Annotated in this window: 24 protein-coding genes; 10 read left to right on the top strand and 14 right to left on the bottom strand. The window is 44.7% G+C overall.

Annotated elements, in window-relative coordinates; translation table 11 throughout:
• Positions 1-64 precede the first annotated feature (64 nt).
• Positions 65-2059, bottom strand: a complete 1995-nt coding sequence (locus LZG73_RS23750; RefSeq protein ID WP_233855124.1) for a M1 family metallopeptidase — start codon at positions 2057-2059, stop codon at positions 65-67.
• A 138-nt stretch (positions 2060-2197) separates the two neighbouring features.
• Between LZG73_RS23750 and meaB the strand changes: the two genes are divergently transcribed.
• Entirely contained in the window at positions 2198-3193 is a 996-nt protein-coding gene (meaB, locus tag LZG73_RS23745) for a methylmalonyl Co-A mutase-associated GTPase MeaB (RefSeq protein WP_233855122.1), read from the top strand.
• Positions 3194-3323: 130 nt separating this feature from the next.
• Complete coding sequence (locus LZG73_RS23740) at positions 3324-3809, top strand: lipocalin family protein (RefSeq protein ID WP_233855120.1); 486 nt, start codon at positions 3324-3326, stop codon at positions 3807-3809.
• Positions 3810-3861: 52 nt separating this feature from the next.
• On the opposite strand, the gene LZG73_RS23735 is transcribed toward LZG73_RS23740, so the two are convergent.
• Positions 3862-4296 carry a DUF4440 domain-containing protein gene (locus LZG73_RS23735; RefSeq protein ID WP_233855118.1) on the bottom strand — a complete coding sequence of 145 codons (435 nt, stop codon included), beginning with the start codon at positions 4294-4296 and terminating at the stop codon, positions 3862-3864.
• Positions 4297-4393: 97 nt separating this feature from the next.
• On the opposite strand from LZG73_RS23735, the gene LZG73_RS23730 reads away from it, so the two are divergent.
• Together LZG73_RS23730 and LZG73_RS23725 are read left to right on the top strand one after the other, a co-directional pair.
• Positions 4394-5272 (top strand): diacylglycerol kinase family protein, encoded by an 879-nt coding sequence (locus tag LZG73_RS23730; RefSeq protein WP_233855116.1) that lies wholly within the window; start codon positions 4394-4396, stop codon positions 5270-5272.
• Positions 5272-5607 (top strand): translation initiation factor, encoded by a 336-nt coding sequence (locus LZG73_RS23725; RefSeq protein ID WP_233855114.1) that lies wholly within the window; start codon positions 5272-5274, stop codon positions 5605-5607. The genes LZG73_RS23730 and LZG73_RS23725 overlap by 1 nt, the downstream gene beginning before the upstream one ends.
• A 15-nt stretch (positions 5608-5622) precedes the next feature.
• On the opposite strand, the gene LZG73_RS23720 is transcribed toward LZG73_RS23725, so the two are convergent.
• Positions 5623-6072: a hypothetical protein gene (locus tag LZG73_RS23720; RefSeq protein WP_233855113.1), complete on the bottom strand. Its 450-nt coding sequence runs from the start codon at positions 6070-6072 to the stop codon at positions 5623-5625.
• A 66-nt stretch (positions 6073-6138) separates the two neighbouring features.
• Positions 6139-7380, bottom strand: coding sequence for an ABC transporter permease (locus tag LZG73_RS23715; protein WP_233855112.1), 1242 nt, complete (start codon positions 7378-7380; stop codon positions 6139-6141).
• Positions 7381-7524: 144 nt separating this feature from the next.
• On the opposite strand from LZG73_RS23715, the gene ggt reads away from it, so the two are divergent.
• Together ggt and LZG73_RS23705 are read left to right on the top strand one after the other, a co-directional pair.
• A complete protein-coding gene (gene ggt, locus LZG73_RS23710; protein ID WP_233855272.1) occupies positions 7525-9291 on the top strand; it encodes a gamma-glutamyltransferase in 1767 nt (588 codons plus the stop codon).
• Positions 9292-9403: 112 nt separating this feature from the next.
• Positions 9404-10741, top strand: a complete 1338-nt coding sequence (locus tag LZG73_RS23705) for a hypothetical protein (RefSeq protein ID WP_233855111.1) — start codon at positions 9404-9406, stop codon at positions 10739-10741.
• An 11-nt stretch (positions 10742-10752) separates the two neighbouring features.
• Here the strand turns inward: LZG73_RS23705 and LZG73_RS23700 are convergent, their stop codons facing one another.
• Positions 10753-11268, bottom strand: coding sequence for a cupin domain-containing protein (locus tag LZG73_RS23700; RefSeq protein WP_233855110.1), 516 nt, complete (start codon positions 11266-11268; stop codon positions 10753-10755).
• Positions 11269-11382: 114 nt separating this feature from the next.
• Here LZG73_RS23700 and nudK point away from each other — a divergent pair, with 114 nt between their 5' ends.
• Entirely contained in the window at positions 11383-11970 is a 588-nt protein-coding gene (gene nudK, locus LZG73_RS23695) for a GDP-mannose pyrophosphatase NudK (RefSeq protein ID WP_233855109.1), read from the top strand.
• Between the two features lie 48 nt (positions 11971-12018).
• Here nudK and LZG73_RS23690 read toward each other — a convergent pair whose 3' ends face one another.
• The 6 genes from LZG73_RS23690 to rpsU all read right to left on the bottom strand — a co-directional run bounded on the left by LZG73_RS23690 (position 12019) and on the right by rpsU (position 17833).
• Positions 12019-12351 (bottom strand): YtxH domain-containing protein, encoded by a 333-nt coding sequence (locus LZG73_RS23690; protein ID WP_233855108.1) that lies wholly within the window; start codon positions 12349-12351, stop codon positions 12019-12021.
• Positions 12352-12471: 120 nt separating this feature from the next.
• The gene (locus LZG73_RS23685) at positions 12472-13203 is read right to left on the bottom strand and encodes an SIMPL domain-containing protein (RefSeq protein WP_233855107.1); all 732 of its coding nucleotides are present in this window, start codon (positions 13201-13203) and stop codon (positions 12472-12474) included.
• Between the two features lie 193 nt (positions 13204-13396).
• Positions 13397-13831, bottom strand: coding sequence for a MarR family winged helix-turn-helix transcriptional regulator (locus LZG73_RS23680; protein ID WP_233855106.1), 435 nt, complete (start codon positions 13829-13831; stop codon positions 13397-13399).
• A gap of 180 nt (positions 13832-14011) precedes the next feature.
• Positions 14012-16597 carry a phosphoenolpyruvate carboxylase gene (locus tag LZG73_RS23675; protein ID WP_233855105.1) on the bottom strand — a complete coding sequence of 862 codons (2586 nt, stop codon included), beginning with the start codon at positions 16595-16597 and terminating at the stop codon, positions 14012-14014.
• A 66-nt stretch (positions 16598-16663) separates the two neighbouring features.
• Positions 16664-17536, bottom strand: coding sequence for a tyrosine-type recombinase/integrase (locus LZG73_RS23670; protein WP_233855104.1), 873 nt, complete (start codon positions 17534-17536; stop codon positions 16664-16666).
• 102 nt (positions 17537-17638) lie between these two features.
• Complete coding sequence (gene rpsU, locus LZG73_RS23665; RefSeq protein ID WP_026629542.1) at positions 17639-17833, bottom strand: 30S ribosomal protein S21; 195 nt, start codon at positions 17831-17833, stop codon at positions 17639-17641.
• Between the two features lie 153 nt (positions 17834-17986).
• Here rpsU and LZG73_RS23660 point away from each other — a divergent pair, with 153 nt between their 5' ends.
• From LZG73_RS23660 to LZG73_RS23650, 3 genes are all read left to right on the top strand, one after another.
• On the top strand, positions 17987-18922 hold the full coding sequence (locus LZG73_RS23660) for a phosphatase (RefSeq protein ID WP_233855103.1): 936 nt from the start codon (positions 17987-17989) through the stop codon (positions 18920-18922).
• 94 nt (positions 18923-19016) lie between these two features.
• The gene (locus LZG73_RS23655) at positions 19017-21596 is read left to right on the top strand and encodes a zinc-dependent metalloprotease (protein WP_233855102.1); all 2580 of its coding nucleotides are present in this window, start codon (positions 19017-19019) and stop codon (positions 21594-21596) included.
• 17 nt (positions 21597-21613) lie between these two features.
• Entirely contained in the window at positions 21614-22294 is a 681-nt protein-coding gene (locus LZG73_RS23650; RefSeq protein ID WP_233855101.1) for a peptidoglycan DD-metalloendopeptidase family protein, read from the top strand.
• A gap of 11 nt (positions 22295-22305) precedes the next feature.
• On the opposite strand, the gene LZG73_RS23645 is transcribed toward LZG73_RS23650, so the two are convergent.
• The 3 genes from LZG73_RS23645 to LZG73_RS23635 are packed head-to-tail and all read right to left on the bottom strand — an operon-like array spanning position 22306 to position 26033.
• Complete coding sequence (locus LZG73_RS23645) at positions 22306-23532, bottom strand: MFS transporter (protein WP_233855100.1); 1227 nt, start codon at positions 23530-23532, stop codon at positions 22306-22308.
• Positions 23533-23534: 2 nt separating this feature from the next.
• Positions 23535-24287, bottom strand: a complete 753-nt coding sequence (locus LZG73_RS23640) for an SDR family NAD(P)-dependent oxidoreductase (protein ID WP_233855098.1) — start codon at positions 24285-24287, stop codon at positions 23535-23537.
• A gap of 42 nt (positions 24288-24329) precedes the next feature.
• Positions 24330-26033 carry a S41 family peptidase gene (locus LZG73_RS23635; protein ID WP_233855096.1) on the bottom strand — a complete coding sequence of 568 codons (1704 nt, stop codon included), beginning with the start codon at positions 26031-26033 and terminating at the stop codon, positions 24330-24332.
• Between the last annotated feature and the right edge of the window lie 93 nt (positions 26034-26126).

The following is a 26126-nucleotide window of genomic DNA, read 5'->3' as shown; positions in this document are numbered from 1 at the left end:
CCATCATTACAAAAAAAGGCCCGCAATGTGAATTGCGGGCCTTTTTGCATATCATCCGATGCTATTAATTAACTTCCGGGGCAGCAAACATTGTTGGTTTCCAAACGTTGTTTTCCGGATTAATGTCTGGCAAACTATGCTCAGGATCAATCGTTACGGACCGAATCGGCTGCTGCGTTGCTGCTTTAAAAGTCCAGCTTCCGCCACGTTGCCAAATTTCAACCGGCAATTCAACACGCGTTTTCTTGCCGCTCACCTCTTCAATGTCGATTTTAGCTGGCATAGCCCACTGATCCAGGTTTTCAATGGTGATGAAAGAGCCTTTTTGCGGATTCTGCTCAACATAGCTCACGTCTTTCACGCTTTGATCAAGCTTATAATTTTCGAAAAACCATCCTTTCCAGAACCAGCCCAGATCCTCTCCTGCCGCATCTTCCATCGTCCGGAAAAAATCATAAGGTGTCGGATGTTTGAATGCCCATCGCTGCACATATGTTTTGAAAGCATAGTCGAAACGCTCTTTGCCCAAAACCTGCTCGCGCAGCATTTTCAATCCAAGTGCTGGTTTGTAATATGCTTCCCAGCCCAGGTTAGCAGGTTGCACCACATCCGGAATGGTCATGATCGGGTCTGCTTTCTGGCGGAAAATGATTGGCGCAAGGCGTTGCAAATCATTCATTTGCGTGCTCTTGAATTCCCCGTTATTAAAATTATCCGTTGAAAGGAAATTGATAAAAGTGTTGAAACCTTCATCCATCCAGGCATATTTGCGTTCATTGTTTCCTACGATCATTGGGAACCAGTTGTGACCAAATTCGTGGTCAGTTACGTCCCAAAGATCATCTTTACGGCTTTTACTGCTGCAAAAAATGATTCCCGGATATTCCATTCCGCCCACGATTCCACCCACATTTGTTGCAACAGGATAAGTGAATTCGTGCACATAATTTGAATAAAACTCAATGCTGCCCTTCACATATTCGGTCGAACGGCCCCAGCCCTCCAATCCGCCATCTTCTGCGGGGTAAACAGACTGCGCCAATGCAGTTTTGCCTTTTGGCAAATTCATCCGCGCAGCATCCCAAACGAATGCTTTGGAAGTTGCCCAGGCGATATCGCGTGCCTGAATGCAACGGAAACGCCATGTCAATGTGCCCGACTGCTTTGGACGCGTTGCAGGATTCGTAACTTCCTCAGCGCTGCGGATCACCACAGTCTGATCGCTTTTCGCAGCGTCAGCAAGTCTTTTGCGCTGTTCAGCCGTAAGCACTTCGGTCGGGTTCAGCAATTCGCCCGATCCGACGACAATGTGATCCCAGGGAACAGTAACATTGTATTCAAAGTCTCCATATTCAAGGTAAAACTCACCAGCGCCCAAATAAGGCAGTAAATTCCATCCTTCAATGTCATCAAAAACAGCCACACGCGGATACCACTGCGCCATTTCGTACACAATACCATTCTTCGTTTCCAATGTTCCCATGCGGTCAGAGCCATATTCAGGGATTTTGAAAGAATAAGCAATTTTAATTTTGATAAAATCGCCGTTTGCTTTCACAGGAGTCGCAAGCCTGATCTGCATGCGCGTGTCCGTGATTTTATAACTGGCTTCCACAAAACCGCCTTTTCCTTGCTGGATTGTAACCGTTTTGATGGAATCGCCTCCGCTGAAACCTGTGTTACCAAACCGGCCGCCGGTTACAGGAGTCGTTTTTCCTCCGCGCGACTGATCATTGAATGCATTCTGGTCCAATTGAAGCCAGATAAATTCGAGATTTTCAGGACTGTAGTTTTTGTACGTAATCTCAACGTCTCCGCTCACAATTCCTTTTGCCTCTTCCAATGCAGCGTTGATCTTGTAATCGGCGCGATTTTGCCAATATCTTGGTCCCGGAGCGCCTCCGCCTGTGCGATATTCATTTCCCGGCTGAAAATTAAACAATGGGTGAAAAAGAACGTGGGAATCAAACTTCACTTTGTCTTGCTCCTGTGCGTGAACATTCAAAAGTCCGAGGCTTGAAACTAAAAACAGGCTCAGACGAAATACTGAAATTTTCATTCTATTAATAATATATTGAAATTATGTGTTTGTAAACGAGCAATATACAGCTTTTCGCCTTTTTTAATATAAAAAGTTTCATTTTTGCCAATCGGATTTTACTACAATTCCTTGCCGGTTTTACCACAAAAACAGCCCATGCGCCAACGTCTTTCCATTGCAGATTACACTGCAGGCATTCTTGCCGGAGACCGGATTATGCTGAGCAGGGCCATTACAGTTACGGAAAGCCGGCTTGCTGCGGATAAAGAACTTGCAGCTCAATTACTTAAAAATATTCTTCCGCATACAGGAAAAGCATTGCGGATTGGGATCACGGGCGTGCCGGGCGTCGGAAAAAGTACATTTATTGAATCCTTCGGAACATATCTGACATCGATTGGCAAAAGTGTGGCGGTTCTGGCCGTTGATCCGAGCAGCCAGCGGTCGGGCGGAAGCATATTGGGTGACAAAACACGGATGGAAAAATTGGCTCATAATCCTTTGGCTTACATTCGGCCTTCTGCAACAGGGCTGTTCCTTGGCGGCATTGCGCGCAGCACACGGGAAATCATCCTGCTCTGCGAAGCGGCTGGTTTTGAGATCATTCTAATTGAAACCGTCGGCGTCGGGCAGTCTGAAACGCTGGTGAAAAGCATCACGGACTTCTTTCTATTGCTCATGCTTGCGGGAGCAGGTGACGAATTGCAGGGGATCAAAAAAGGGATTATGGAAATGGCGGATGCGATTGCGATCAATAAGGCGGATGGCGAGAATGTGCAGGCGGTTAACCTTGCGCTGTCTGCCTATCAGAATGCATTGCATCTTTTGCCAAAAACCGAGTCGGGATTTGTAACAAAAGTGCTTCCCTGCTCTGCTTTGACCGAAACTGGCATGGACACAATTTGGGCGCTCATTCAGGAATATGAGAAAACGACGCGTGGGAATGGTTTTTTTGATCAAAACAGGCAAAATCAAAACCTGAGTTGGATGCACGACCAGATTCGACGAACACTTGAAGATCAGTTTTATAGCAATCCAAATGTAAAGAACAAACTGAAAGAGCTGGAAAAAGCGGTTAGGGAAGGAAAAGAGTTGCCCGGCTCGGGTGCGCAGGATTTGCTGGATATATTTCTGGCAAAATCAGCAAAGTAAAGTCTGAATGTGGTTTGCTTGGAATGTAATTTGTTACGTTAACACATAATTATTTCCTGAAAAAGCATTTTTACAGTATGTTTGACGTTAGACTTAACGATATCAAAACCAATCAACTATTACGCCGGCTATGAAAATATACTCAGCATTAAGCAAAATTACGCTCTTAACTTTTCTGTTAATGGCCTTCGTCATCACTGCTTGCAATGACGACGACGATAAACCAGATCTGCAAACCGAAGATACTAATCCAATTGTCGGAACCTGGCAATTGCAATCTGTGACGCCTGAAACTGCTGGCACCACCATCCCGGCGCTCGCATTTATCACGCAACTTGCACCATGCTATCTTGATCTGAAACTTACATTCAATTCGAATAACACAATTACCGCAGCTGATTGTCCGACAGCTGTCTCTGCAATTGATCCTTTTGTCCCGGTCGGAACGGATGCAAAATGGAAGGTTGACGGAGATAAGTTAACATTGACGAGAGGCACGACGAGTCAGGAATTTAAAATAACGCAAACGGCCACAAACCTGACAGTTGTAGTGAATACTGAAACTGACGATGCAAAACCTCCTGTAAACGCACTGCTGGTTTTCAAGAAGGTTTAGTATAAAATTTTAATAGCGAAAGAGCTCTGTCGGGATTGGCAGAGCTCTTTTTTTATCCGCTGGTGTGATCGCACACAACAACCCATTTGCCACTGATTTTCTTCCAAAGCAAAGTATAATAACCTTCCAGATCACCCTTTTCAGGCCGCGTCAGGTGAAATTTACCAACTAAAAATGCGACGTCTTTGCTCGGGAATGTCAGATTTATGTATGTGAATTTCAATGTTCCCATCGTCGCGCGATCGGGATAGCGTTTCAAATAACCTTCGTGCGTTGCCTTGTAACCATATGTTATGCCCGACTTGCCGACAAACATGAGCGAATCCGACTCCCAGTAACCATTCATGAATGCATCAATGTCGCCCCGGTTCCAGTCGGCCATCTGGCGGTTCATGGTTGCGTAAATCGTTTCCTGATCTTTCGTGGATTGTGCTTTTGCACAAAGTGAAATCATCACCAGTATGATCGCAAAGAGCCGGTTTCTCATAAATTTTATGGATTTTTGTAAATTGTTTTCCTGCTTTTAAATATACTCCAAAGAAATTTGGGAACGCATGGAAAGCGATATTACTCAAACATGACCAGTGGACAAGCCTGCTTACCTGTTTATTTTAAATCCAAATTCGGGAACCTCTATCGGGGGTAAGGCGGATGAGATCACAAGAACAATTGAATCGGTTGCCAGAAATCACGGCGCCCAGGCAACCATTCTTTTTACCGAGCGCGGTGGACATGCCACTGAACTTGTAAAAGAAAACATGCAGGACAGATCCTGGAAAGCGATTGTGGCAGTCGGTGGGGACGGGACGGTGAATGAAATCGCGCAACCTCTGGTTCATACGCAGCAGCCGGTCGGCATTATTCCCATGGGATCGGGCAATGGTTTGGCGCGTCATTTGGGCATTCCACTCACACTGGATGCTTCTTTGAAAAGACTTTTTGAAGGAAAAATAATAACCATCGACAGCGCCCAGATTAACGAAACTCCCTTTTTCTGCACCGCAGGAATGGGTTTTGACGCTTATGTGGGTCATTTGTTCAGCCAGCAAAGCCAGCGCGGACTTGCGACATATGTGAATGTTTCGTTTCAGTCATATTGGAGTTATAAGCCGCAAAATTTCCGGCTAAACGGCAAGCCTACGGAAGCATTTTCATTGTCATTTGCCAATGCAGGGCAGTTTGGAAACAATGCATGGGTTGCGCCGCAGGCGAGCTTGCAGGATGGATTGCTGGACGTTTGCACCATCAAGCCTTTTCCAAAATGGTATGGAACGTCTTTGGCTTATCAACTTTTTACAAAGCAGATGAAAGCATCGCGTTACATTGATTATGAGCATTTTCAGGAAGTTGTTGTAGAAACCGATGTTCCGCCGATGATTCATTACGATGGCGAGCCTTTTCAGCTTGATACAACCCGGATTGAAGTAAAAATTAAACCGCAGAGCCTGCGCGTAATTGTCTGATGTCAAAAAAGAACCGCACCGGGGTGATCTATTCCACAAATCCCGACTTCGAGTATAACGATTCCGGAGCAGATGAGCCGGACACATTGCCGCCAGCGCAGCAAGATCTGAGAATATGGCTGGACCGCAAAGGCGGCGGGAAAGTGATCACCATTGTCAAAGGTTTTATCGGGACCAATGCAGATATGGAAGCATTGGGCAAACAACTAAAAGCACTTTGCGGAAGTGGCGGAACGGTTAAAGATCAGGAAGTGCAAATCCAGGGCGATCACCGCGATAAAGTGATCACCTGGCTCACTGGAAAGGGTTATAAAGCAAAAAAAGCCGGAGGCTAGGCCCCCGGCAGTGTTTTAAAGAACCTTATTTGTATCAAGCTCCGTAGGCGCTGGCAAATTTGACGGCGGAGGCTGTGGCAATTGATTGGTCCGGACATTCGCCAGAACTTCCACATTGGTCACAAAATATTTTGTATCGCCATTCCAGGGAAGCGTAAAAAATTTCTCTTCGTAAGTAAGCGACACGCGCTGGCCGTTTTTAATGGCTTCTTCCAGCTTCGAGATCGCATCCTTGTTTTTTGCACTCACCGAAAACACCCATTCCGAAGAATTCATGGTGCCGTCTCCTTCATAAAGGCCGCCCATTCTTAGTTCGCCTTCATAAGTTTTGAATAAATATCCTTTGTTACTAAGCTTTGTGATAAAACCTCCGCGTTTTCCTTCGCTGTAATAACCGAATGTGAGGTAATACAAAATTCCAAAAATGATGGCCAGAAAGATGGCAAATATGACCCACTTACGCATAGCAGTAATTTTCTGAGTTTATTGATTGAAGCGAACTTCGCAAAACAGATTGATTATTCCTAGTTATTATTTCGCTCGAATAGCAATTACCGGGTCCATGCGCGCGGCTAACATTGCGGGCACAATGCCTGACAAGACGCCGATAATGCTCGAAACGCTCAGGCCAAGCAGAATGTTTCCAGGCGTTAACAGGATTTCAAGCGAGCCCAAGGGCATAAAAGAAAGCAGGAAAACAAGGAATATGCCCACCAAACCGCCGACCAGACTCAGCATTACGGCCTCAAACAGAAATTGGAATAATATCGAATAATTCTTGGCACCCAGTGACTTTTGAATGCCGATCAGATTGGTCCTTTCCTTTACAGAAACGAACATAATGTTGGCAATTCCAAAACCTCCTACTAAAATGGAAAAGCTTCCGATAACCCAGCCAGCAATTGTTAAAACGGCGAAAAGACCTGCGATGGCTTCCGCCGCGGCTTCGGGGCGATTGAGGGAAAAATTATTGCCTTCACGTGGTTTAATCCCTCTTTTGGTTCGCATGAGACCGGTGATTTCCGCTTCCACTTCTTTCATTCCTTCATCTTCCGGAAAACCCTTGACGACAATGTCTGCACTGCGCCTGCCTGATTGGAAAAGTTTTGAAAACGAGGCAAATGGAATGATGCAACTCTTATCGGGACTTCCACCAAAGTCGACCAGACTTTCGCCTTTTCTGACTTGCACACCCACAATCGTGAACTTGTTGCCCGACAATTTAAAGACTTTCCCGACGGGATCTTGTCCCGGAAAAAGCGCATCTGCAATGTCGGCGCCTACGACAGCCACATTTCTGGCATTGTTGGTTTCAAGCGGGATAAAATAGCGCCCTACCTGAATGGGGATGTCGGATATTTGATTGTATTCGTAAGAAACGCCTTGGATTTGAGCGACAATGCTGTTGGAACCGTTTTTTAATGTCGTGCTTCCGCGGAAATCCATCACGGCGACGGCACTGGCACTTTCAAGGTTTTCGTAAAGAAACTTGTATTCAGCATAAGTCGGCTCCGGCCATTGAAAATATTTCCACCATTGATATTCGCCTCCAAAGCCCCAGGGCCATTTTTGAACATAAATCACTTTGTCGCCGATGAAGCTGAGACTGTCTTTAATGCTACGTTCGAGGGAGTCAACTATGGTGAAAACCGCCACAATGGCGAAGATGCCGACGGTGACGCCGAGCAATGATAGGATGGTGCGCGTAATGTTGGATTTCAGGGCTTGCCATGCAAAACGAAAACTTTCTAAGATCTGTCGTAAAAATTTCATAGCGCCTTTCAAGGGTTAATTTGCTCAAATCCATTCCATGCAAAAGTTAAGCGTAAACATTCAGGCTTAGAAATAAATTGGGATAAAAGGCAAGAAAAACTGATTGATTCAATAAATTACAAACTGAATTTTAACACTCCTATGATGACATTACGCTTCAAACTCGCCTTAGCGGTTAGCATTTTACCTGGATTTCTGTCTGCACAAAAGCCGGTTCAGGAATCAACGGGATTTTACCAATTCCTCTCTGACGATCCCAATCAAAAGCCATTTTACAGCGACAGACAGGGTGTGATTGCGCGGAACGGCATGGTGGCGACAGCGCATCCGGAAGCCTCAAAAGTGGGTGTGGACATATTAAAAGCGGGTGGAAATGCGGTGGATGCTGCGGTGGCTGTTCAATTCGCATTAGCCGTTGTGCATCCGTCTGCCGGAAACCTGGGCGGGGGCGGATTTCTGGTTTTAAGAGAAAAATCGGGCAAAAGTTACAGCATTGATTTTCGGGAAAAGGCGCCTGCAAAAGGACATGCAGACATGTATTTGGATAAAGATGGCAACGTCATTCCAAAATCAAGCATCTTGGGTAGGCTGGCTTCCGGCGTTCCGGGTTCTGTGGCGGGCATGGCGGAAGCGCATGCGAAGCACGGCAAACTGAGCTGGAAACGACTGTTGCAGCCGGCAATTGATTTGGCTGAAAAAGGCGTAATTCAGACAGAACGCGAAGCACGCGGGCTCAATGCGATTAAGAAAGACTTATTGGAGCAAAATCCTGGGACAAAATATTTCCTTAATCCGACCGGAAAGGATTGGGCTGCGGGTGATTTGCTTGTTCAGAAAGATCTGGCCAAAGTGCTGAAACGCATTCAGAGAAAAGGCCATGACGGATTTTATAAAGGCAAAACGGCGCGACGTCTGGTCAAGGACATTAATAGGAAAAACGAAGGGATAATCAGTAAAAAAGACCTTGCAGACTACAAAGCGCAATGGCGCGAGACGATTTCGGAGCGTTATAAAGAATACAATGTGATCACCATGGCGCCGCCTTCGAGTGGTGGCGTTGCGTTGTTGCAGCTTATGCGGCTTACTGAGGAGCATCCTTTGCGCAAATGGGGCTGGCACAGTGATTCAACGATCCAGGTTATGATTGAGGCGGAGCGCAGGGTTTACGCTGATCGTGCCAAATTTCTGGGAGATCCTGATTTTGTGAAGGTTCCGACAGAAACTTTGATCAATAAAGACTATTTAAGCAAGCGCTGGCGCGATTTTAGCTGGGATAAAGCCACTGACAGCAAAAGCATTTCCGGCGGTGTTTTCCCCGGTTATGAAAGTTTGGAAACCACACATTTTTCAATTGTTGACAAAGATGGTAATGCAGTTTCACTTACCACGACCCTCAACGGCGGTTATGGAAGTCGTGTTGTCATCAAAGGCGGCGGCTTCTTTATGAATAACGAAATGGACGATTTCAGCGTGAAAGCTGGCGCGCCCAATATGTATGGTTTGATCGGTAACAAAGCCAATGCAATTGCACCCGGAAAAAGAATGTTGTCGTCCATGACGCCAACAATTATCGAAAAAGACGGCAAGCTCTTGATGGTTGTGGGAACGCCCGGTGGTTCGACAATCATAACGTCTGTGTATCAGACGATTCTAAATGTTTTAGAGCACGGAATGACTATGCAGCAATCGGTTAATGCGCTCAAATTTCACCATCAATGGTTGCCCGATGTTACAACTTTTGAGGCAAACGCATTTTCGGAGGGAACAGTTAAAAAGTTGCAGGATAAAGGTTATATACTTGAACAGCAGCGCAATACAATCGGCAGAATGGATTGTATCCTGGTTTTACCAGATGGCTCACTGGAAGGCGGATCGGACCCGAGAGGCGATGATACAAGTATCGGTTACTGACTTTACGACGTTATTAATAAGGCATTTATTTTTCTGCTCAGAAGTTGCATCTTATTCCCGGCAGGGTTTATTTCGCGGCTTCAAATTTTATTAACCCGCTAGTTTTCTTGAAATGAAAAAATATATATTGCTTTTTTTGCTAACCTGTGCTGGTTTAGCAAGTTGTAAAAAGGATTCAGATGAACAAGCGCCCGGACCAGTGCAGCTTCCGAATGGCTCCAATTTGTTTTTGAAATCGCTGGATGTTACCGGCCGGGAAAAAGTAACTTTCGATTCGACGAAAAACTATTTCGTGGTAACGTTTCCAGAAAGCTATACCAGTGGCTCGGCCGAAGTGAAGTTAGCGCTGAACGAGAATGTTGTATTAATTGATAGTCTTGGCAAACCATCCACAGCCAGCATCCTCAATTACAATTTTAGGGGAAGAGATCCGCTTACTTTTACATTGCGTGAAAAGGAAGATAAATATGCAGGTTACTTCACCGTGTTTTTCAACATTGCGGGAAGTCCTAAAATCGAGCTTATCAAAAACGAGATTACCGTCAATACGAACGGGTTCGCGTTCCCTTTCCGCTACATTTCGGGCGTAGGAAGTTTCCCGTCACGACCTGATGAAGCCATGCCGGTTTTGAAAGCAATCAATCGTAAAACGGGATTTGAGACTGAAACCAGCTTGTATTCCAAACAGGAGAATGTGCAGTTGCAGGAAACTGAAAAGTTGGTTGGTGAAGACCAGGTTGCATTGGAATTGCATTTCAAAGATCAGCCGGCTGTTGTTTTTGAAGGAGTTAAATTTACGCGGGGCGAGCCTTTCGTGAGCATTGCGCGCGAGAACAAGTTCGTTTACACCACAAAAGATTCGCTTTTTGCAAGTGGCGGCTATTTTATTCCTTCCGCAAAATACAGCGTCAGATTTTCCAGCGATTATCTGGCCACGCCCGTTAATGCGGCTGTGAAATATAAAAGTCCCAATGAGCTGGTCGCTGATAAGCTCCCGGCCAACATTCCGGAAGGTTCTTACTTATTGTCTTTTCTGGAAGGAGATAAAGTGATTGGCAAGAGTGCATTGTATTTTTCGGCGACCAACATTAAGACCATTGAATCGGTTTGGAAAGGTGATTTGACGCTTGCATTGAGTCGGAATGCAGAACGGTTATCCTTCAAGAAAGGCGAATCGGTTTACATGAAGCCTTCACCCGTTGAGTTCGGCTCGGCGAGCACAAAATTTGACAAAAATAAACTGCCAACATTACGGCTAAAAAGTGGTTCGACCATAGTTGACTTGAAGCCCGAACTGGCCGTTGTTAACTGGGCGATTGCGGGCGTAAGTTATCCTGTTGGTAAATATTTGCTTCCAAAAGACCTTGTTTCCGGTCAGTATGAAGTGATGGGCGTGTTTCCGGATAAGACGGTTTCTAAGCCATATTGGTCTAAAATGCAGGTTAATTAATAACCTGCATTTTATGATCTTGTTAGTTCGCTGATTAACTGTGCCAATTCAGGAAACGATGCTTGCAACGTTTCTCTTTCAGCCATTTCAAAATCAGCAAAATCAAATCCGGGTGCGACGGTGCAGCCCACCAGTGCATAACCTGTGCCTTTTGCAGGCCGTGATGCAAACCATGCACCAGCAGGAACAACAGCTTGAAACGTCTCTCCTTTCTCAGGATCATTGCCCAGCCTGATAATCTGCAACTGTCTGGTTTCCTGATGAATCACAAAAATTTCCAGCGCATCACCTGCGTAAAAATGCCACATTTCATCTGCCTGAATGCGGTGGAAGGCTGAAAAATTATGTGATTCCAGCAAAAAATATATCCCTGTTGAAAACGACCTGTCTCCGTTAAACCGTGCCGGCAGCGCGTGCTGCGCAATGCTTTCTGCCGCCCTATAAGTTTCAGAATAATACCCCCCCTCCGGATGCGGGCTTAGCTGATATTGCTCGATCCAGTAAGCTGCTGATTTTAAATTTTCCATAATGCACTAATATAAGGTGACCAGTTAATAATTCAATTGTCCTTGTTCCTTTTTTTAACAGAGTTGTTTCTTTACATTTGATCAAAATAAATCATAATTAATCAATATTGATCAATGGGAAATGACCGCGTGAAAATTGTCGATGAACAAGTGTTGTCCGACAATTGGTATACATTAAGAAAATACACATTCGATTATCAACGCGCCGATGGTGAATGGGAGCGCCAGTCTCGGGAGGCGTATGATCGGGGAAACGGGGCTGTAATATTGCTTTACAATCGTGAAAAACAGACTGTGCTGCTAACCCGGCAATTCCGGCTACCCTCTTATGTCAATGGCAACGATTCGGGAATGCTGATCGAAGCCTGCGCGGGATTATTGGATAAAGACAACCCCGAAGACTGTATTAAAAGGGAAACTGAGGAGGAAACCGGCTACAAGATCACTGCCGTCGAAAAAATATTTGAAGCTTATATGTCTCCGGGATCTGTAACGGAAATTCTTTACTTTTTTGTTGCTGAGTATGCCGAGGATATGAAAGTGAGCCAAGGCGGCGGCGCTGAACATGAGCAGGAAAACATTGAGGTTATGGAGCTCAATTTTGATGATTCTCTTGCTATGGTGAAGTCCGGGGAAATCAGGGATGCGAAAACGATTATGCTGCTGCAATATGCGCAGATTAACCTGCTGCTAAAAAAATAGCCGGATAAGACTTAAAGTCCTATCCGGCTATTCTCAATGCTTATAACATTATGATATTGGTTCTGGCGTCACAGGCGCAGGTTCGGAAGTTGTTCCAGCAGCGCCTTTGTTGCCTACGAATTTCTCGTAAAGTTCTTTAAAAAAGTTTTCGGCATCCGGAAAACTGCTTTTTAACGAATCAGCACCTTTTGATTTCAGCTCTTCAAAATACTCTGGCGCCTTGTCGATCGCACCCTCAGCGTCAGCCTTCAAATTGTTGGCTTTCGTTTTAAGGTCTTCCAAAAGTTTTTCGCCTTCTTCGCTTTGAAGATATTTATGCGCCGCGACTCCTGCAGCAGCACCAAGAATAAAAGTGGCAAGGTGTTTTGCGTTATTGCTCATGATTTCCAGTTACTTAGTTTAAGATAAATTTAGATAAACTTATGTTTTGATACAAAAATGAATTCCCTATTTGTTCAAAACAAGCATTAGAAAAAACTGTGCCGACTTCGTCATTGGATATTATTTAATCTCAAACGCCGCCTGCATGCGGTAACTGATTTTGATTTTTTGATAAGCAATGTCACTCTCAGCAACAGCGTCCGCAGACTCAGTCTGAGCCATTGTTCTCATATTCGCTTTGGCAAACATGGGCTGCGGAAAATACAGGTTCTCGTCAAGTTCCTTGATCTCCAAAACCTTCCCAAGCTTTTCGTCTAATGATGCAACCAAATATTCTGCTTTCACTTTCGCAGCCTTCAACGCATCGATTTTCACCTGCTTCTTGAACTCTTCTCTTTTTGAGTGGTCCACACGCGACACGTTCGCATATTGGACACCGCGGCTTTCGACTTTGGAAAGAATGCCGTCCAGCTTGTCAGGGCTGCTCACTTTCAGTTCATATTGTTTGCTTTCAAGAAATGTCGCAGGCTTTTTCTTCTTATCCGTGTATTCCTGATAACCGCCCAATCCACTGACAGACAATGCTTCTTTTGGCAAACCTGCATCTGTTAATGCTTTAATAAATTGCTTTTCAAGCGTGCTGATAACGACTTTGTTCTTTTGATTTTTTTCATCTTCAAAATATTCCCTTAGCGAAACATTGAAATAGATTTCATCCGGAACAACTTCCAATTCTGCAAAACCGGCAACTTCAATGCGTGGAGAAGGAATTTGCTGTTCGTATTTAACTTGTGAAAAAGCAGGGAACAAAGCAGAAGCGGCAAGCAAGGAACTCAAAATGATTTTTTTCATGGCCTTCTAAAAATGATTGTTAATGTAAATACAGATGCGGGCAGCAGTCAGAACGTTGTAACGCATGTAAAAAGTAATTGCTGCCAACGTAGTTTAGATATGAGGACCAATCAAAGGTTTAAAACAAAGATGGGAGAATAACGCAAGCCGCTGTTAATCTCCCATTTACGTGTAAAAATGTTTTTTGCCTTCGTCAGGTGAAGTTTTGATAAATAGAGTCCATAATACGGACAAAATGCTGATAATCGGAGTCATTAAGGCTTCCCCAACCTTTCCTGCGAATGTCAGCAACAATTGGAAATGCCTGGTTATAAGTTGATTCCCCGGACTTGGTGAGGAATAAATTGAATTTACGGCGATCGCCGGCGGCGGGTCCGCGCTCCACCAATCCTTTTTTTTCGAGTAGATCTATAATCCGGGTAACGGTCGGTGGATCTTTGAAAGTAAGCTCTGCAAGTTCGTTCTGGCTAATTCCCTGCCTCCTGAAAATGTGGTCTATGAGCACCCATTGGTCAACTGTAAGGTCGAAACCAGCCTCTGTGAGTTGTTTTTGAAGTGCATTGCGGATTTTTTTGATAGTCGTGTCTATTTTAAAAAAATAGGCACGCTGATCGGAATGATGCGTCATAATGAGTTTTAGTTGAAGGTTGAGGCATTGAGTATATGATTACCAATTATAAGTCCCTCCAACTATTCGTCTACTAATTATTGCAAAAAAAAATACTGAGAATTTTGATGAGTGGGGGTTGAAAAAAAAAACTCCTGGCCAACAAAATGACCAGGAGCATTAAACTGTATTTTAGGAAGCCTAAGCCGAATTTCTTGCGGCGTTAATGATCCCGAACATTGCGCGCATAATCAGCTGATTGTAGGTTTCTACGTCAACTGGCAGGTTTTTGGGATCTTCGGCTAGCATTTGTAAGGCATATTGTTGTATCGTAATCAATGGCAAAACGATCCGCTCTCTTGTTTTAATGGAAACTTTGGTGACATTGTTGCTGTCTAACAATTCCTTTTGCCCGGACACATCCAAAAGCAACTCGCGTGTTAACAGAAACTCGTTGTACATTTTGTCCCAAAATTCTCTGTAATCCTCTTCGTCGCGCAAATATTTCGTTGCAGGAAAAAATGCCTTTGAGAGTGACTGCATTGAATTTTCGATCAATGTCCGGAAGAACAGCGATTTTTTGTATAACTGGCTGATCTGATCCTTTCTGCCATCTTTATCCATCAAAGCAATTGCAGTTCCAAAACCATAAAAGCCAGGCACGTTTTGCTTCATTTGTGCCCATGATCCCACAAACGGAATTGCACGCAAATCTTCAAATTTCAAGCCCTCGTCGTCGTTCCCGCGCTTCGTCGGCCGGCTTCCAATGTTTGTCTGTCCGTAAAAACGCAGAGGCGTTTTTTTATCCAAATATTTCACGAACATCGGGTGATTTTTCAAATCAAGATAAGAATTGTAAGCTGACTCGGCCATTTCCTCGATCAAAATCTTATCCTCTTCATTCAGTTCGTCCTCCACGCGATTGCCGCGGAACAAGTGATTTTCCAAACCGGCTGTGAACAATCTTTCCAGATTATACATGGCAGTTGTCACAGTTCCGTAATTAGAGCTAATCGTCTGTCCCTGAACCGTTAATTGAATTTCTTTGTCTTCAATGTCCGTGCCGAGCGACGAATAAAAATTATGGTTATTGCCACCGCCACGTGCAGGAGGACCGCCACGGCCGTCGAAGAAAGTGACTTTAATTCCAAAATCGCGGGACACCTTGGTCAGCTCTTCCTTAGCACGATAAATGGACCAGTTTGCCCGTAAATAACCGCCATCCTTAGTTCCATCCGAAAACCCAACCATGATCGTCTGATGATTTTCACGGTTTTGTAAATGGTTGCGATAATATTCGCTCTCATATAAAGTCCGCATAATGCCCGGCGCATTTGCCAAGTCGTCCACAGTTTCAAAAAGCGGGACAACGTCCACTGCCAATTTGCCTTGTTCGTCCGCAATGAGGTTTTTAGCGAGCGCCACAACCTGCATTACATTCAATGCAGAAGTGTTATTGCTGATTACATAACGGTGAGCGCCTTTTTCACCATTGTTTTGCTGGATTGTCTTAATCGCACGAATCGATCCGAGAATGTCTTTGGTCAGCTCGTCTTCGTAATCTTCATCCCGCAATGGAATGTTCAAGGAAAGCAAAAGATCTATTTTCTTGGCCTCGTCCCAGCTTTCGTAATCGCTGTATTTTAGCAAAGGAATTTTTTTCTCCAATCTTTTCAGAATGTCCTCCCAAGCTTTTGCGTGCTTCCGGCTGTCTTGGCGCACGTCCAGGCTTGCGAAAAAGAATCCGAATATGTTCAGTTTCAAGATGAAATTATCAAGCAGCTCCACGAACAAGCCCTGATGTTTGGTAACCAGCACTTCGCGCGCTTTCAGCAGTTCGTCGATCAGCTCCTGCGCATTGGAATAGCCTTCTTCAAAAGGACCGAAGATCGTGCTGTTCATTTTGCGCTCGGCTAATCCGATTGCCTCATCAACTCCCTTGAATGTTAATCTCCGTTTTAATTGCCTCAAATCACGATAATAACCTCTCAAAAGCGTTTCGCGCAGTCTCGCAGCAACTTGCAGCGTAATTTCAGGATTCACAAATGGGTTTCCGTCACGATCTCCACCCGGCCAGAAGCCCAGTCGATACACATTCGGGTAAGGCCAGTCATGCACGCTCATGCCAAGTCCATTGATCAGCTTTTCGAGAATGGCCGGAATTGCGTCATAATATACATTTTCAAGAAACCAGCAAAGGCTCACCGCTTCGTCAAATGGAGTGGGCTTTTCGTGGTTGATGAATGCAGTTTTGCCTAATTGCAAAAGCAACTGGTTCACTTCCGTAAAGTCGTTTTTCTTGATTGCATCTTCCAGGTCATTGATAATGCCCAGCACTTTTCCGGAATAAAACTGCGTTGGATGCGCTGTAAGCACAATTCTGACACTGAAATCTTCCAGCTTCGTCAACAGTTTTTTTCTCAGCTCATCATTATCCAAACGATCCGTCAAATAATTGACAGATCCTTTGCCGGTAAGGTCGTGTGTCTGGTCAAAAGCGGCATCCTCCACGGAATCAAAAAGCACAACTTGCCTTTCAATGTATTGGATAAATGCAAAAAGCAGGTCCGCCCTTTCCTTGGGCGTCGCAGTTTCCAGCAATTCAGAGAAAAAGTGCTCTATAATCTCCCTAGGCGACTTACCTTCCTGAAATCCGCTTTCACTTTGCTGCGTTAGTATGGGTAATAATGAGCCCGTCTGAAATATGCCCCGATAAGGCAAACTCAGAAAAAGACTATTAAAAATATTGTACTTCGTTACAACGGCGTCCTGGAAACTGTTATTCATACTGGAGTGACAAAATTATATTCTGGAAATTGCAATCGGGGTAAATATACTTCTAAAAAATCGGTTTCAGGCTTTTGGGTGGGCTTGTTGATGTGATTTTTTGAGCTTTTCGATGGAGTTGTGCGTGTAAATCTGCGTCGCAGCCAGATTTGCATGCCCTAAGAGTTCTTTAATAGCATTCAGATCCGCTCCGCGATTTAATAAGTGCGTGGCATACGTATGACGCAGCACGTGCGGACTTTTTTGAGAAAGTGTGGTTACAGCTGATAAATATTTGTTCACCGTCCGCTGCACAAAGACCGGGTAAACGGCTTTCCCTGAATCAGTTAAAATTAAGCATTTTGTTTCTTCTTCTGGCGCACGGAGCGTTAAATATTTGACAAGCAGCTCAGCAAGCGATTTGGAAATGGGCACAATGCGCTCCTTTGATCGCTTCCCGAAAACCTGGATCGTGCGAGCGGACAAGTTGAGATCATCGACACCCAGACTGACAAGCTCTGCAAGCCGGATTCCGCTTCCGTAAAGCAATTCCAGGATCGTTCGATCGCGCACGCCTTCGAAATCTTCTGTGAATGTATCTTCCAGGAAAAGCGTTTCCATGGCTTTTTCTTCAACAAATGCGGGCAGCTTTTTCCGGGTTTTTAAGGCAGAAAGGATTTTGGTGGGATCTTGGGAAATGTGTTTTTTTCGTTTCAAAAACCCATAAAAAGTGCGCAGTGAGGCAATTTTACGGTTGATAGAAGACGGGTTAAGCCCTTCTTCCATCAGGCTGACAACCCAGGAGCGCAGCATTGGACCTTTTGCATCTTCCGACTTGTCGAGTTCATATTGAAACAGCAGATATTTTTGAAACTGGTCAAGGTCTGTTTGGTAAGACTTTACGGTGTGAACACTCGCCCGTTTTTCAAATTTCAAAAAATCAATAAATGACGCTATCATGGTTCTAACGTACAAAAAAGAGCTGCCTTAAACAAGACAGCTCTTTTTTATGATATGGATATAATGATCCTATCTAATCTTTCAGAACACCATTCCAGGGAACTAGTCTTCTAAATGACCGTAAGTTTTTTCTTTGTAAACTGCACGCAAAACTTCGAAGCGACGTCTTACAGATGGTTTTTCGAAAGCAGTACGCGCACGAAGCTGGCGCATTGTTCCAGTTCTTTCAAATTTCTTCTTGTAACGCTTAAGAGCGCGGTCAATCGATTCGTTGTCTTTAATGTTTATAATAAGCATGCTTATAGAATATAATGTTCTTTGAATTGGTTTCTGAAATCGGACTGCAAAGAAAGAATATATCAAACAGAAAATCAAGAAATAAGTAATTATTATTAGGTTATTTTTGTGATCATTGCACCAAAAAAGCATTTAACCGAATAAATAATCAATATGAGCGCGCGTCTGGGGATCATTGACTTGGGAACAAACACATTTCACTTGCTGATTGTGGACAGGAATGGAAGCGCCATCACCCCTGTTTTCCACGAAAGCAGGCCGGCGCGCATCGGCCTGGGCGGCATTAACAAGAAAATCATCACACCGGAAGCACTCGAACGCGCACTTGGCGTTTTGCAATATTTCCGCGAACAGCTGGACCTGCATGGCGTTACGGATCAAAATACATTCGCTTTTGGCACAAGCGCCATTCGCAATGCAGAAAACAAAGCCGATTTTTGCACTGAAATTTTAGAAAAAACTCGGATTAACATTACAGTCATTGACGGAAACCGCGAGGCCGAATACATTTATAGAGGCGTTCGTTATGGTGCCAACATTGGCAATGCGCCTTCCTTAATTATGGACATTGGCGGCGGAAGCGTCGAATTCATCATTGGAAACAACACACAAATTTTTTGGAAACAAAGCTTCGAAATTGGTGGTCAGCGGCTGATGGAGAAATTCATGCGCAACGATCCGCTTTCGCAGGCAGACAGAAATAAACTGTACAATCATTTCCAGGAAAATCTTATCCCACTTCATAACGCGGTTCACCAATATTCTCCCGAAAAACTCGTTGGATCTTCGGGAACGTTTGATACATTGGTTGACATTGATTTCCACTTCCGCCTTAACAACTGGCCACCCAAAACCCAGACGGATTTTAAACTGCCGATCGAAGAATTTTACCGAATTTTTGCCCTCATTCTTTCTGGTAATCATGAGGAAAGATTACAAATTCCCGGCATGATCGAACTTCGCGTTGACATGATCGTCGTTGCCGTTTGCCTGATCGATTATGTGCTTAAAAGCTATGGAATCAGTGACATACAGATTTCGAGCTATGCATTGAAAGAAGGTGTGCTTGCGGAATTGATCTCCCAATAAACGTCTCTGAAATTTTACAAATGAGCCCGAATTAATTTGTTGTCCATTGCGGCAATCTTCTATTTTTGTAAGTAAAAAACCCAAACCAACTCTAATGAAATTTTTTCGTTACCTCCTGTTATCAGGACTTACGTTTCTATGCCTAAACCAGGTTCATGCCCAAAAAAGAAAGAAGCAAGAAAAGAAGGAAGATGTTAAGATTGAGAAAGCCGTTGATGCAATGGCAACTGCCGTTAAGGAAAAGCTGAAAGACGAAAAGAAAAAAGCCCCCAAGGATTTCGAAGACTTGATCGACACCAGTGCAGTAAGTCAAAAAGGGATGATTTCGGTGTATAAAATGGATGAAAAGTGGTATTTTGAAATCCCTGACTCATTGCTTAATAAGGACATTATGGCCGTCACGCGTTATGCGAAGACGGCTGCTGGCGGCGGGATTTTTGGTGGCGAAGAAGTAAACCGCCAGGTGATTCGTTGGGAAAAAGGATTGGACGACAATCTGTTGCTGCGATCTGTGACTGTTGTTGTCGCAAGTCCGGACAGCACCAAACCTATTTTCCAGGCCGTAAAAAATTCCAACTCCGATCCGATTATTGGCGTTTTTGACATTAAAGCCGCAAAAAAAGAGCCTAAGGAAAAATCCTCAGTCATTGATGTAACTGACTTTTTCAATGCTGATAATCAAGTGTTTTCACTAAGTTCCGTTAGCAAGCAGCTTCTGAAATTATCTTCATTTAAGAAGGAAGCTTCATACATTGAGAAAATCCGTTCATATCCTATAAACACTGAAATCAGGACGGTAAAGACATTTACAGTCACGCCACAATTGATTTCAACATCGCCAGCCCCAACGATCGGACAATATTTGCCCTCGGGATTGGACGCAGGCGTGGTGACGATGGAAATGAACACATCATTGATTCTGCTTCCGGACAAGCCCATGCGGAAAAGGATCTTTGATAGCAGAGTCGGTTATTTTGCCAATCAATATGCAGTTTTCGGTGAAGAATCGCAGCGATCCGACACGGAGGTTTTTGCCGTAAGATGGCGTTTGGAGCCGAAAAATGCGGAAGATGCGGCACGTCAGAAGAATGGTGAATTGATTGAACCAAAAAAACCGATCGTTTATTACATTGATCCGGCAACGCCTGAAAAATGGCGTAAATATCTGAAAGCCGGTGTGGATGACTGGCAGGTTGCCTTTGAAGAAGCAGGTTGGAAAAATGCCATAAGAGGCGAATACTGGCCGGAAAGCGACACAACCATGAGTTTGGAAGATGCGCGTTACTCGGTAATTCGTTACTTCGCAGCCGATATTCAAAATGCTTACGGACCCAATGTGCATGACCCAAGAAGCGGCGAGATTCTGGAAAGCCACATTGGCTGGTATCACAATGTCATGCGTCTGCTTCGCAATTGGTACATTATCCAGGGTGCGGCTGTGGACCCAAAGGCGCGTACGAAGAAGTTTGATGATGAATTAATGGGCCAGCTCGTGCGCTTTGTTTCTTCCCATGAAATCGGCCACACGCTTGGACTCAGGCACAATATGGGCGCGAGTTCGGCAACGCCGGTTGAAAAACTGCGCGATAAAGCGTGGATAGAAGAACATGGTCACACGGCTTCGATCATGGATTATGCCAGGTTCAATTACGTTGCGCAGCCGGAAGATGGCATTACCAACCTTTTTCCAAGAATTGGGGATTATGACAAATGGGCAATCCGGTGGGGTTACAGCAATTTTGCTGACGCCAGTGATGCGAAATGCGAAAAAGCAATGTTGAATGAGCTGACCAAAGAGGCTTACCAGGACACACGTTTGCACTTCGGGACGGAGATAAGCCCTTACGATCCACGTTACCAGACGGAAGATTTAGGCGACAATGCGATGAAAGCGTCGGAATATGGCATTAAAAACCTAAAAAGAATTATCCCTCACCTCATTGAATGGAGCTGGGAAGACGGCGAAAGTTACAAGGAGCTTGACGAAATTTATGCCAGTGTCATTTCACAATATCGCCGTTATCTGGGCCACGTGATAAAAAACGTGGGTGGGATTTATGACAATCCAACGACTTATGATATGGAGGGCTCAACATTTGAAACTGTTCCAAAAGCGACTCAGCAAGAAGCAGTTGCATTCCTGAATAATCAATTGTTCAAAACGCCGACCTGGCTTTTAGATCAGAATATTTTAAGTAAAATTAAACCGGAAACGGGCGTTGAGGCCATTAAGGCTTTGCAGGAATATGCATTGACAACCCTTTTTGCTGGTGACCGAGCTGTAAGACTGATGGAAACGGGCATTTCTAGCAAAAACTACACGCTGGACGACCTTTTTACAGATCTGGAAAGTGGCATATGGTCGGAAGTGAAGGCTGGTAAAAGCATTGATTTGCACCGCAGAAATTTACAAAAGGTTTATATCGAGAAATTGATCGATCTTTTGAAGCCCGGCAGAGCAAATGTGCTTTCTGTGCCGGTGGGAACCACTTATGGATATTCAACGCGCGTGGTAGAATTAGAAGAAACGGACTTGCCTTCCGTTGCCAGGGCTCATTTGGAAAGTTTGAAGCCAGCCTTGCAAGGCGCAATTGCAAAGTCGACCGACAAGATCACAAAATATCACTTGCAGGATGTGTTGCAGCGCATTAGACTGGCGTTGGATCCGAAATAACATTGATCAAAAAACGCATGTCGGCATTATTAGAAGTTCTTCAAAATCATTCCGGATTTGCGAGCGTGACTCAAAGCGCAAAGCCATTCAAGCGCCTCGACTTTTCCGAAGGGAATGCGGAATTGCTTCGGCACGATTTGACTGAAACTTCCGCTTTTTCGGCATTTATTTTTGATAAAATGCTTGAAAAAAACACATTCATGGGCATTGGCGGCTATAACGAAAACCGTGTTATTTACCGTCAGCGAAAGCATTTTGCACAAGATCATGAAAATCCGCGAAGCATTCATTTAGGAACCGACATCTGGGCAAATGCGGGAGAACCCATTTACGCGCCATTAGATGCAACCATCCACAGCTTTGCGTTCAATGATCATTACGGCGATTACGGCCCGACGATTATTTTGCGCCACGAACTGCATAATGTCACATTCTTCACGCTTTACGGACATCTTTCGCTCTATTCTCTGGACGACTTGCATGTCGGAAAAACAATATCAGCCAACACGCAATTCGCCACAATCGGCCCTTATCCCGAAAACGGAGACTGGCCTCCGCACCTCCATTTCCAGCTCATCAGTGACATAGGACATCACAATGGCGACTTCCCCGGCGTCAGCAGCATTCAAGACCGAGCTCATTACCTAAACATTTGCCCCGATCCGAACTTGATTTTGAGGGTTGCGGAGAATTCGTAACTTAGTACATTCTACGCCTTCGCCTTTTCCAAATTAGGCAAAAAGCCTGTTAGCAATCCAATAAGCGGCAAAAAGGAGCAGATCCAGAAAACATATTCAATGCTCGTTTTATCGGCGAGACTGCCGAGGATAGCGGATCCGATTCCGGCGATCCCGAATGCGAATCCGAAGAACAGGCCGGCGATCATCCCAACTTTTCCGGGGATTAATTCATGGGCGTAAACCAATATGGCCGAGAATGCGGATGAAAGAATCAATCCAATGATGCAGCTTAATATGCCAGTCCAAAACAAATTGACATAAGGAAGCATTAACGCAAATGGCGCGGCGCCTAATATCGATATCCAGATCACATATTTCCGCCCGATCCTGTCTCCTACCGGTCCGCCGATGAATGTTCCCGCTGCAACTGCAAACAAGAACGCAAACAAATAAATCTGCGAATTCTGAATGGAAACGCCGAATTTATCAATCAAATAAAAAGTAAAATAGCTCGAAATGCTGGCCATATAAATGTATTTCGAGAAAATCAGCATTAGCAAAATCCCTATCGCAAACACAATTTTTCCCTTTGATAAATGTGATTCCTGATGCGTTTTGACCGCTTTTTTAGCCGATGCATTCCCTAAACTTCGTTTATACCAACCACCAACCCACGAAAGAATCACGATTGCTAATAAGGCCACAAGCGAAAACCAAATCACCTGAAACCGCCCGTAAGGAAGCAAAATCAATGCCGCCAACAACGGCCCAAGCGAACTTCCTGCATTGCCTCCAACCTGGAAAAGCGATTGTGCCATGCCATGTTTTCCTCCGGAAGCCATGCGTGCAACACGGGAAGCTTCGGGATGAAAAACAGCTGAACCTACGCCAATTAAGCCTACTGAAAGCAGCACAAGGTTGAAACTGTCTGCAAGTGAAAGTGAAATTAAGCCGAGCAAAGTGAAACACATTCCCACGGCAAGTGCAAAAGGCTGCGGCCTTTTGTCTGTAAACGCACCCACAATCGGCTGCAAAACGGACGCGCTTACTTGAAACGTGAATGTGATCAGCCCGATTTGGGTAAAATTTAATTTGAAAGATTCCTTAACCATCGGATAAATCGACGGGATCAGGGATTGCATGGTGTCATTGAGCAGGTGACAAAAGCTCAATGCAAGTAGGATAGGGAAAACGGTCTGCGAGGCAGTCGCTGCACTTGAATTGGGAGCAACGACATTTTGTTCAATGGATTTCATACTTACTTCCTATGGATCACGGTTGCAGCAGATTGCGCACCGGCGAGAATTGTAATGTCAGCAATGGTTACACGGCTCGGCGCATTCACGGCATATAGAATTGCATCCGCAATATCAGCGGCTTGTAAGGGATCGAAGCCTTGATAAACTTTTTCAGCACGCGCTTCATCGCCTTTGAAACGGACAAGTGAAAATTCAGTTTCCACTGCGCCGGGCGCAACATTGGTCACCTTGATGCCGTGCTGCGTCAATTCAAGACGCATTCCTTCGCTAAGCACTTCCACCGCAGCTTTGGATGCGCAATAAACGGCGCCGTTAGCGTAAGTCTGCTTGCCGGCAATGGAACTGATGTTCACAATGTGGCCCGAACCATTTTCAAGCATCAGCGGAATAATTGCCTTTGAAACGTAAAGCAATCCCTTCACATTTCCATCGATCATTGCATCCCAATCGTCTGTGTCACCCTCGTCCAGCGAGCCCATTCCGTGCGCATTGCCCGCATTATTGATTAGAATATCAATGTTTTTCCAATCATCAGCCAGCGAACCAATCATTGCCTTCACCGCTCCTTTATCCCGAACATCAAAAACCAGCGTGGTAACTTTCACTTTATCAGACAGCTCTGCCGCCACTTCATTCAGTCGCTCCTGACGTCGGCCGCAAAGGATGAGGTCTATTCCAGCTCCGGCAAATAATTCTGCTGTGGCCTTTCCAATGCCGGATGATGCTCCGGTAATCAATGCAATTCGAGACATTATAAAATCAAATTCGTCAATAAATGTGAGCTCAATATTTGCTCACTTTTTGTTTTTCGGGATATTCATGCTGCTGAATTTCCCTTTTTCCAGTTGCGCAGCCTGACTAAAAAGCTTAACTGCCTGCTCATAAACATTATCCGTCGGATTCAGCACCTGGAAAATCTCGTTATTGAGCCCATTCTTTTGTTTTCTTCCCCAAACATAGCGACCAATGATCGCTTTCGTTTGCGAAGTGATAAGTGGTTTTGAAAGATTCAACTCCTTTTCATTTGGTTTGATTCCCGCTTTGGAAGCGTCCTTAACCATGTCTGCAAGCATTGCATCAGAGATTTGGAACGAAGTCAGGAAGTCATTGAATGATTGTTTTTCCAATTTTTTAGAATTCGCATTGGCATAACGCAGCGCATATTCACGAATAATGTTTTTGGAATACAATTCAAATAAATACTTGCTGTTCATCAATGTATCTTTTGGAACAAAAATATCCGGCGTGATCCCGCCACCGCCATAAACCACGCGGCCGCCATCTGTCTTGTATATTTTTGTTTTGTCAAATTTAATGCTGTCCACATTAAACAGCTCGCCGCTTTCATAGCGATGCGACAAATCCTGGCTATAATCTTCTCCTTTTCCAAGTTCGTAAGGCTTTTGAATGCTCCGGCCGCTTGGCGTGTAATAGCGCGAAATGGTCAAACGAAGCTCCGATGCATCGGACAATTTGATCGGCATTTGCACCAAACCTTTGCCGTATGATCTTCGGCCTACAACCAATGCGCGGTCATGGTCCTGCAATGCTCCCGCCAAAATCTCTGAGGCAGACGCACTGCCTTCGTCCACCAGCACGATCAATGGTCCTTGTTCGAACAAGCCGTCAATATGGGAGCGTGTTTTTCTATCGAAGCGGCTGTCTTTGCCTTCTGTGTAAACCAAAAGCTTGTCGCCAGCAATAAATTCGTCAGCCATGCTCGTTGCGCGCTCCATATATCCGCCCGGATTTCCGCGTAAGTCGAGAATCAAATTTTTCAAACCGTTGGCTTTCAGATTTTTCAATGCTGATTTAAACTCGTCATAAGTGGTTTCTGAAAAACGGCTCACTTTAATGTAACCGATTTCCTGATCCACCATATAAGACGCGTCAACCGAATAAGTCGGAATGCGGTCGCGAACGACGGCAAAGTTCATTTTTTCATCCAATCCAACCCTTTCAATCGCGAGATCGACCTTAGTGCCTCGTTTTCCTCGTAAAAGCTTGTAAACCTGAGCGTTGGTAACGCCAGGGCCCGAAAGATTTTCTTTATTAACTGAAATGATCCGGTCGCCGCTCTGAATTCCTGCCGCCTCCGATGGGCCGCCGCTCAACGGGGTTACCACGTAAACAGTGTCATTATATATGTTGAATTCCACACCAATGCCATCAAAACCCGAATCTAGTTGTGAGCGCGCGGCCGTGGCTTCCTCAGTATTGAAATAGGCTGTATGCGGATCAAGCTTTTCCAGCATTTTGGAAATAGAAAAATCTACAAGTTCCTCTGTATTAACAGAATCGACGTAATTATTTTCAACAAGCATCAACACTTCGCGATACTTGGCATAGCCTTTTGCAACGTCTGTAAGCTTGCGGCCTCCGCTAAAAAAAGTGCTTCCAAGAAGCACTCCGGCAGCCAGCGTGATAGCTATAATGATGGGAAGGCGAACCACAGATCGGGAATTATGAATCGGAGTGGGAGATTTTTGTTGATCCATGCCAATAAAATATTTGAATGCGTTGTATGAATGCCGGTTGCAGCAGGCACATTTCTCTAACGTGAAGTAAGCGATTTTGGTTGCTTAAAGCAA

The organism is Dyadobacter sp. CY326, assembly GCF_021390515.1.
Classification (GTDB): Bacteria; Bacteroidota; Bacteroidia; order Cytophagales; family Spirosomataceae; genus Dyadobacter.
This window is presented reverse-complemented; position numbering and strand designations above follow the sequence as displayed.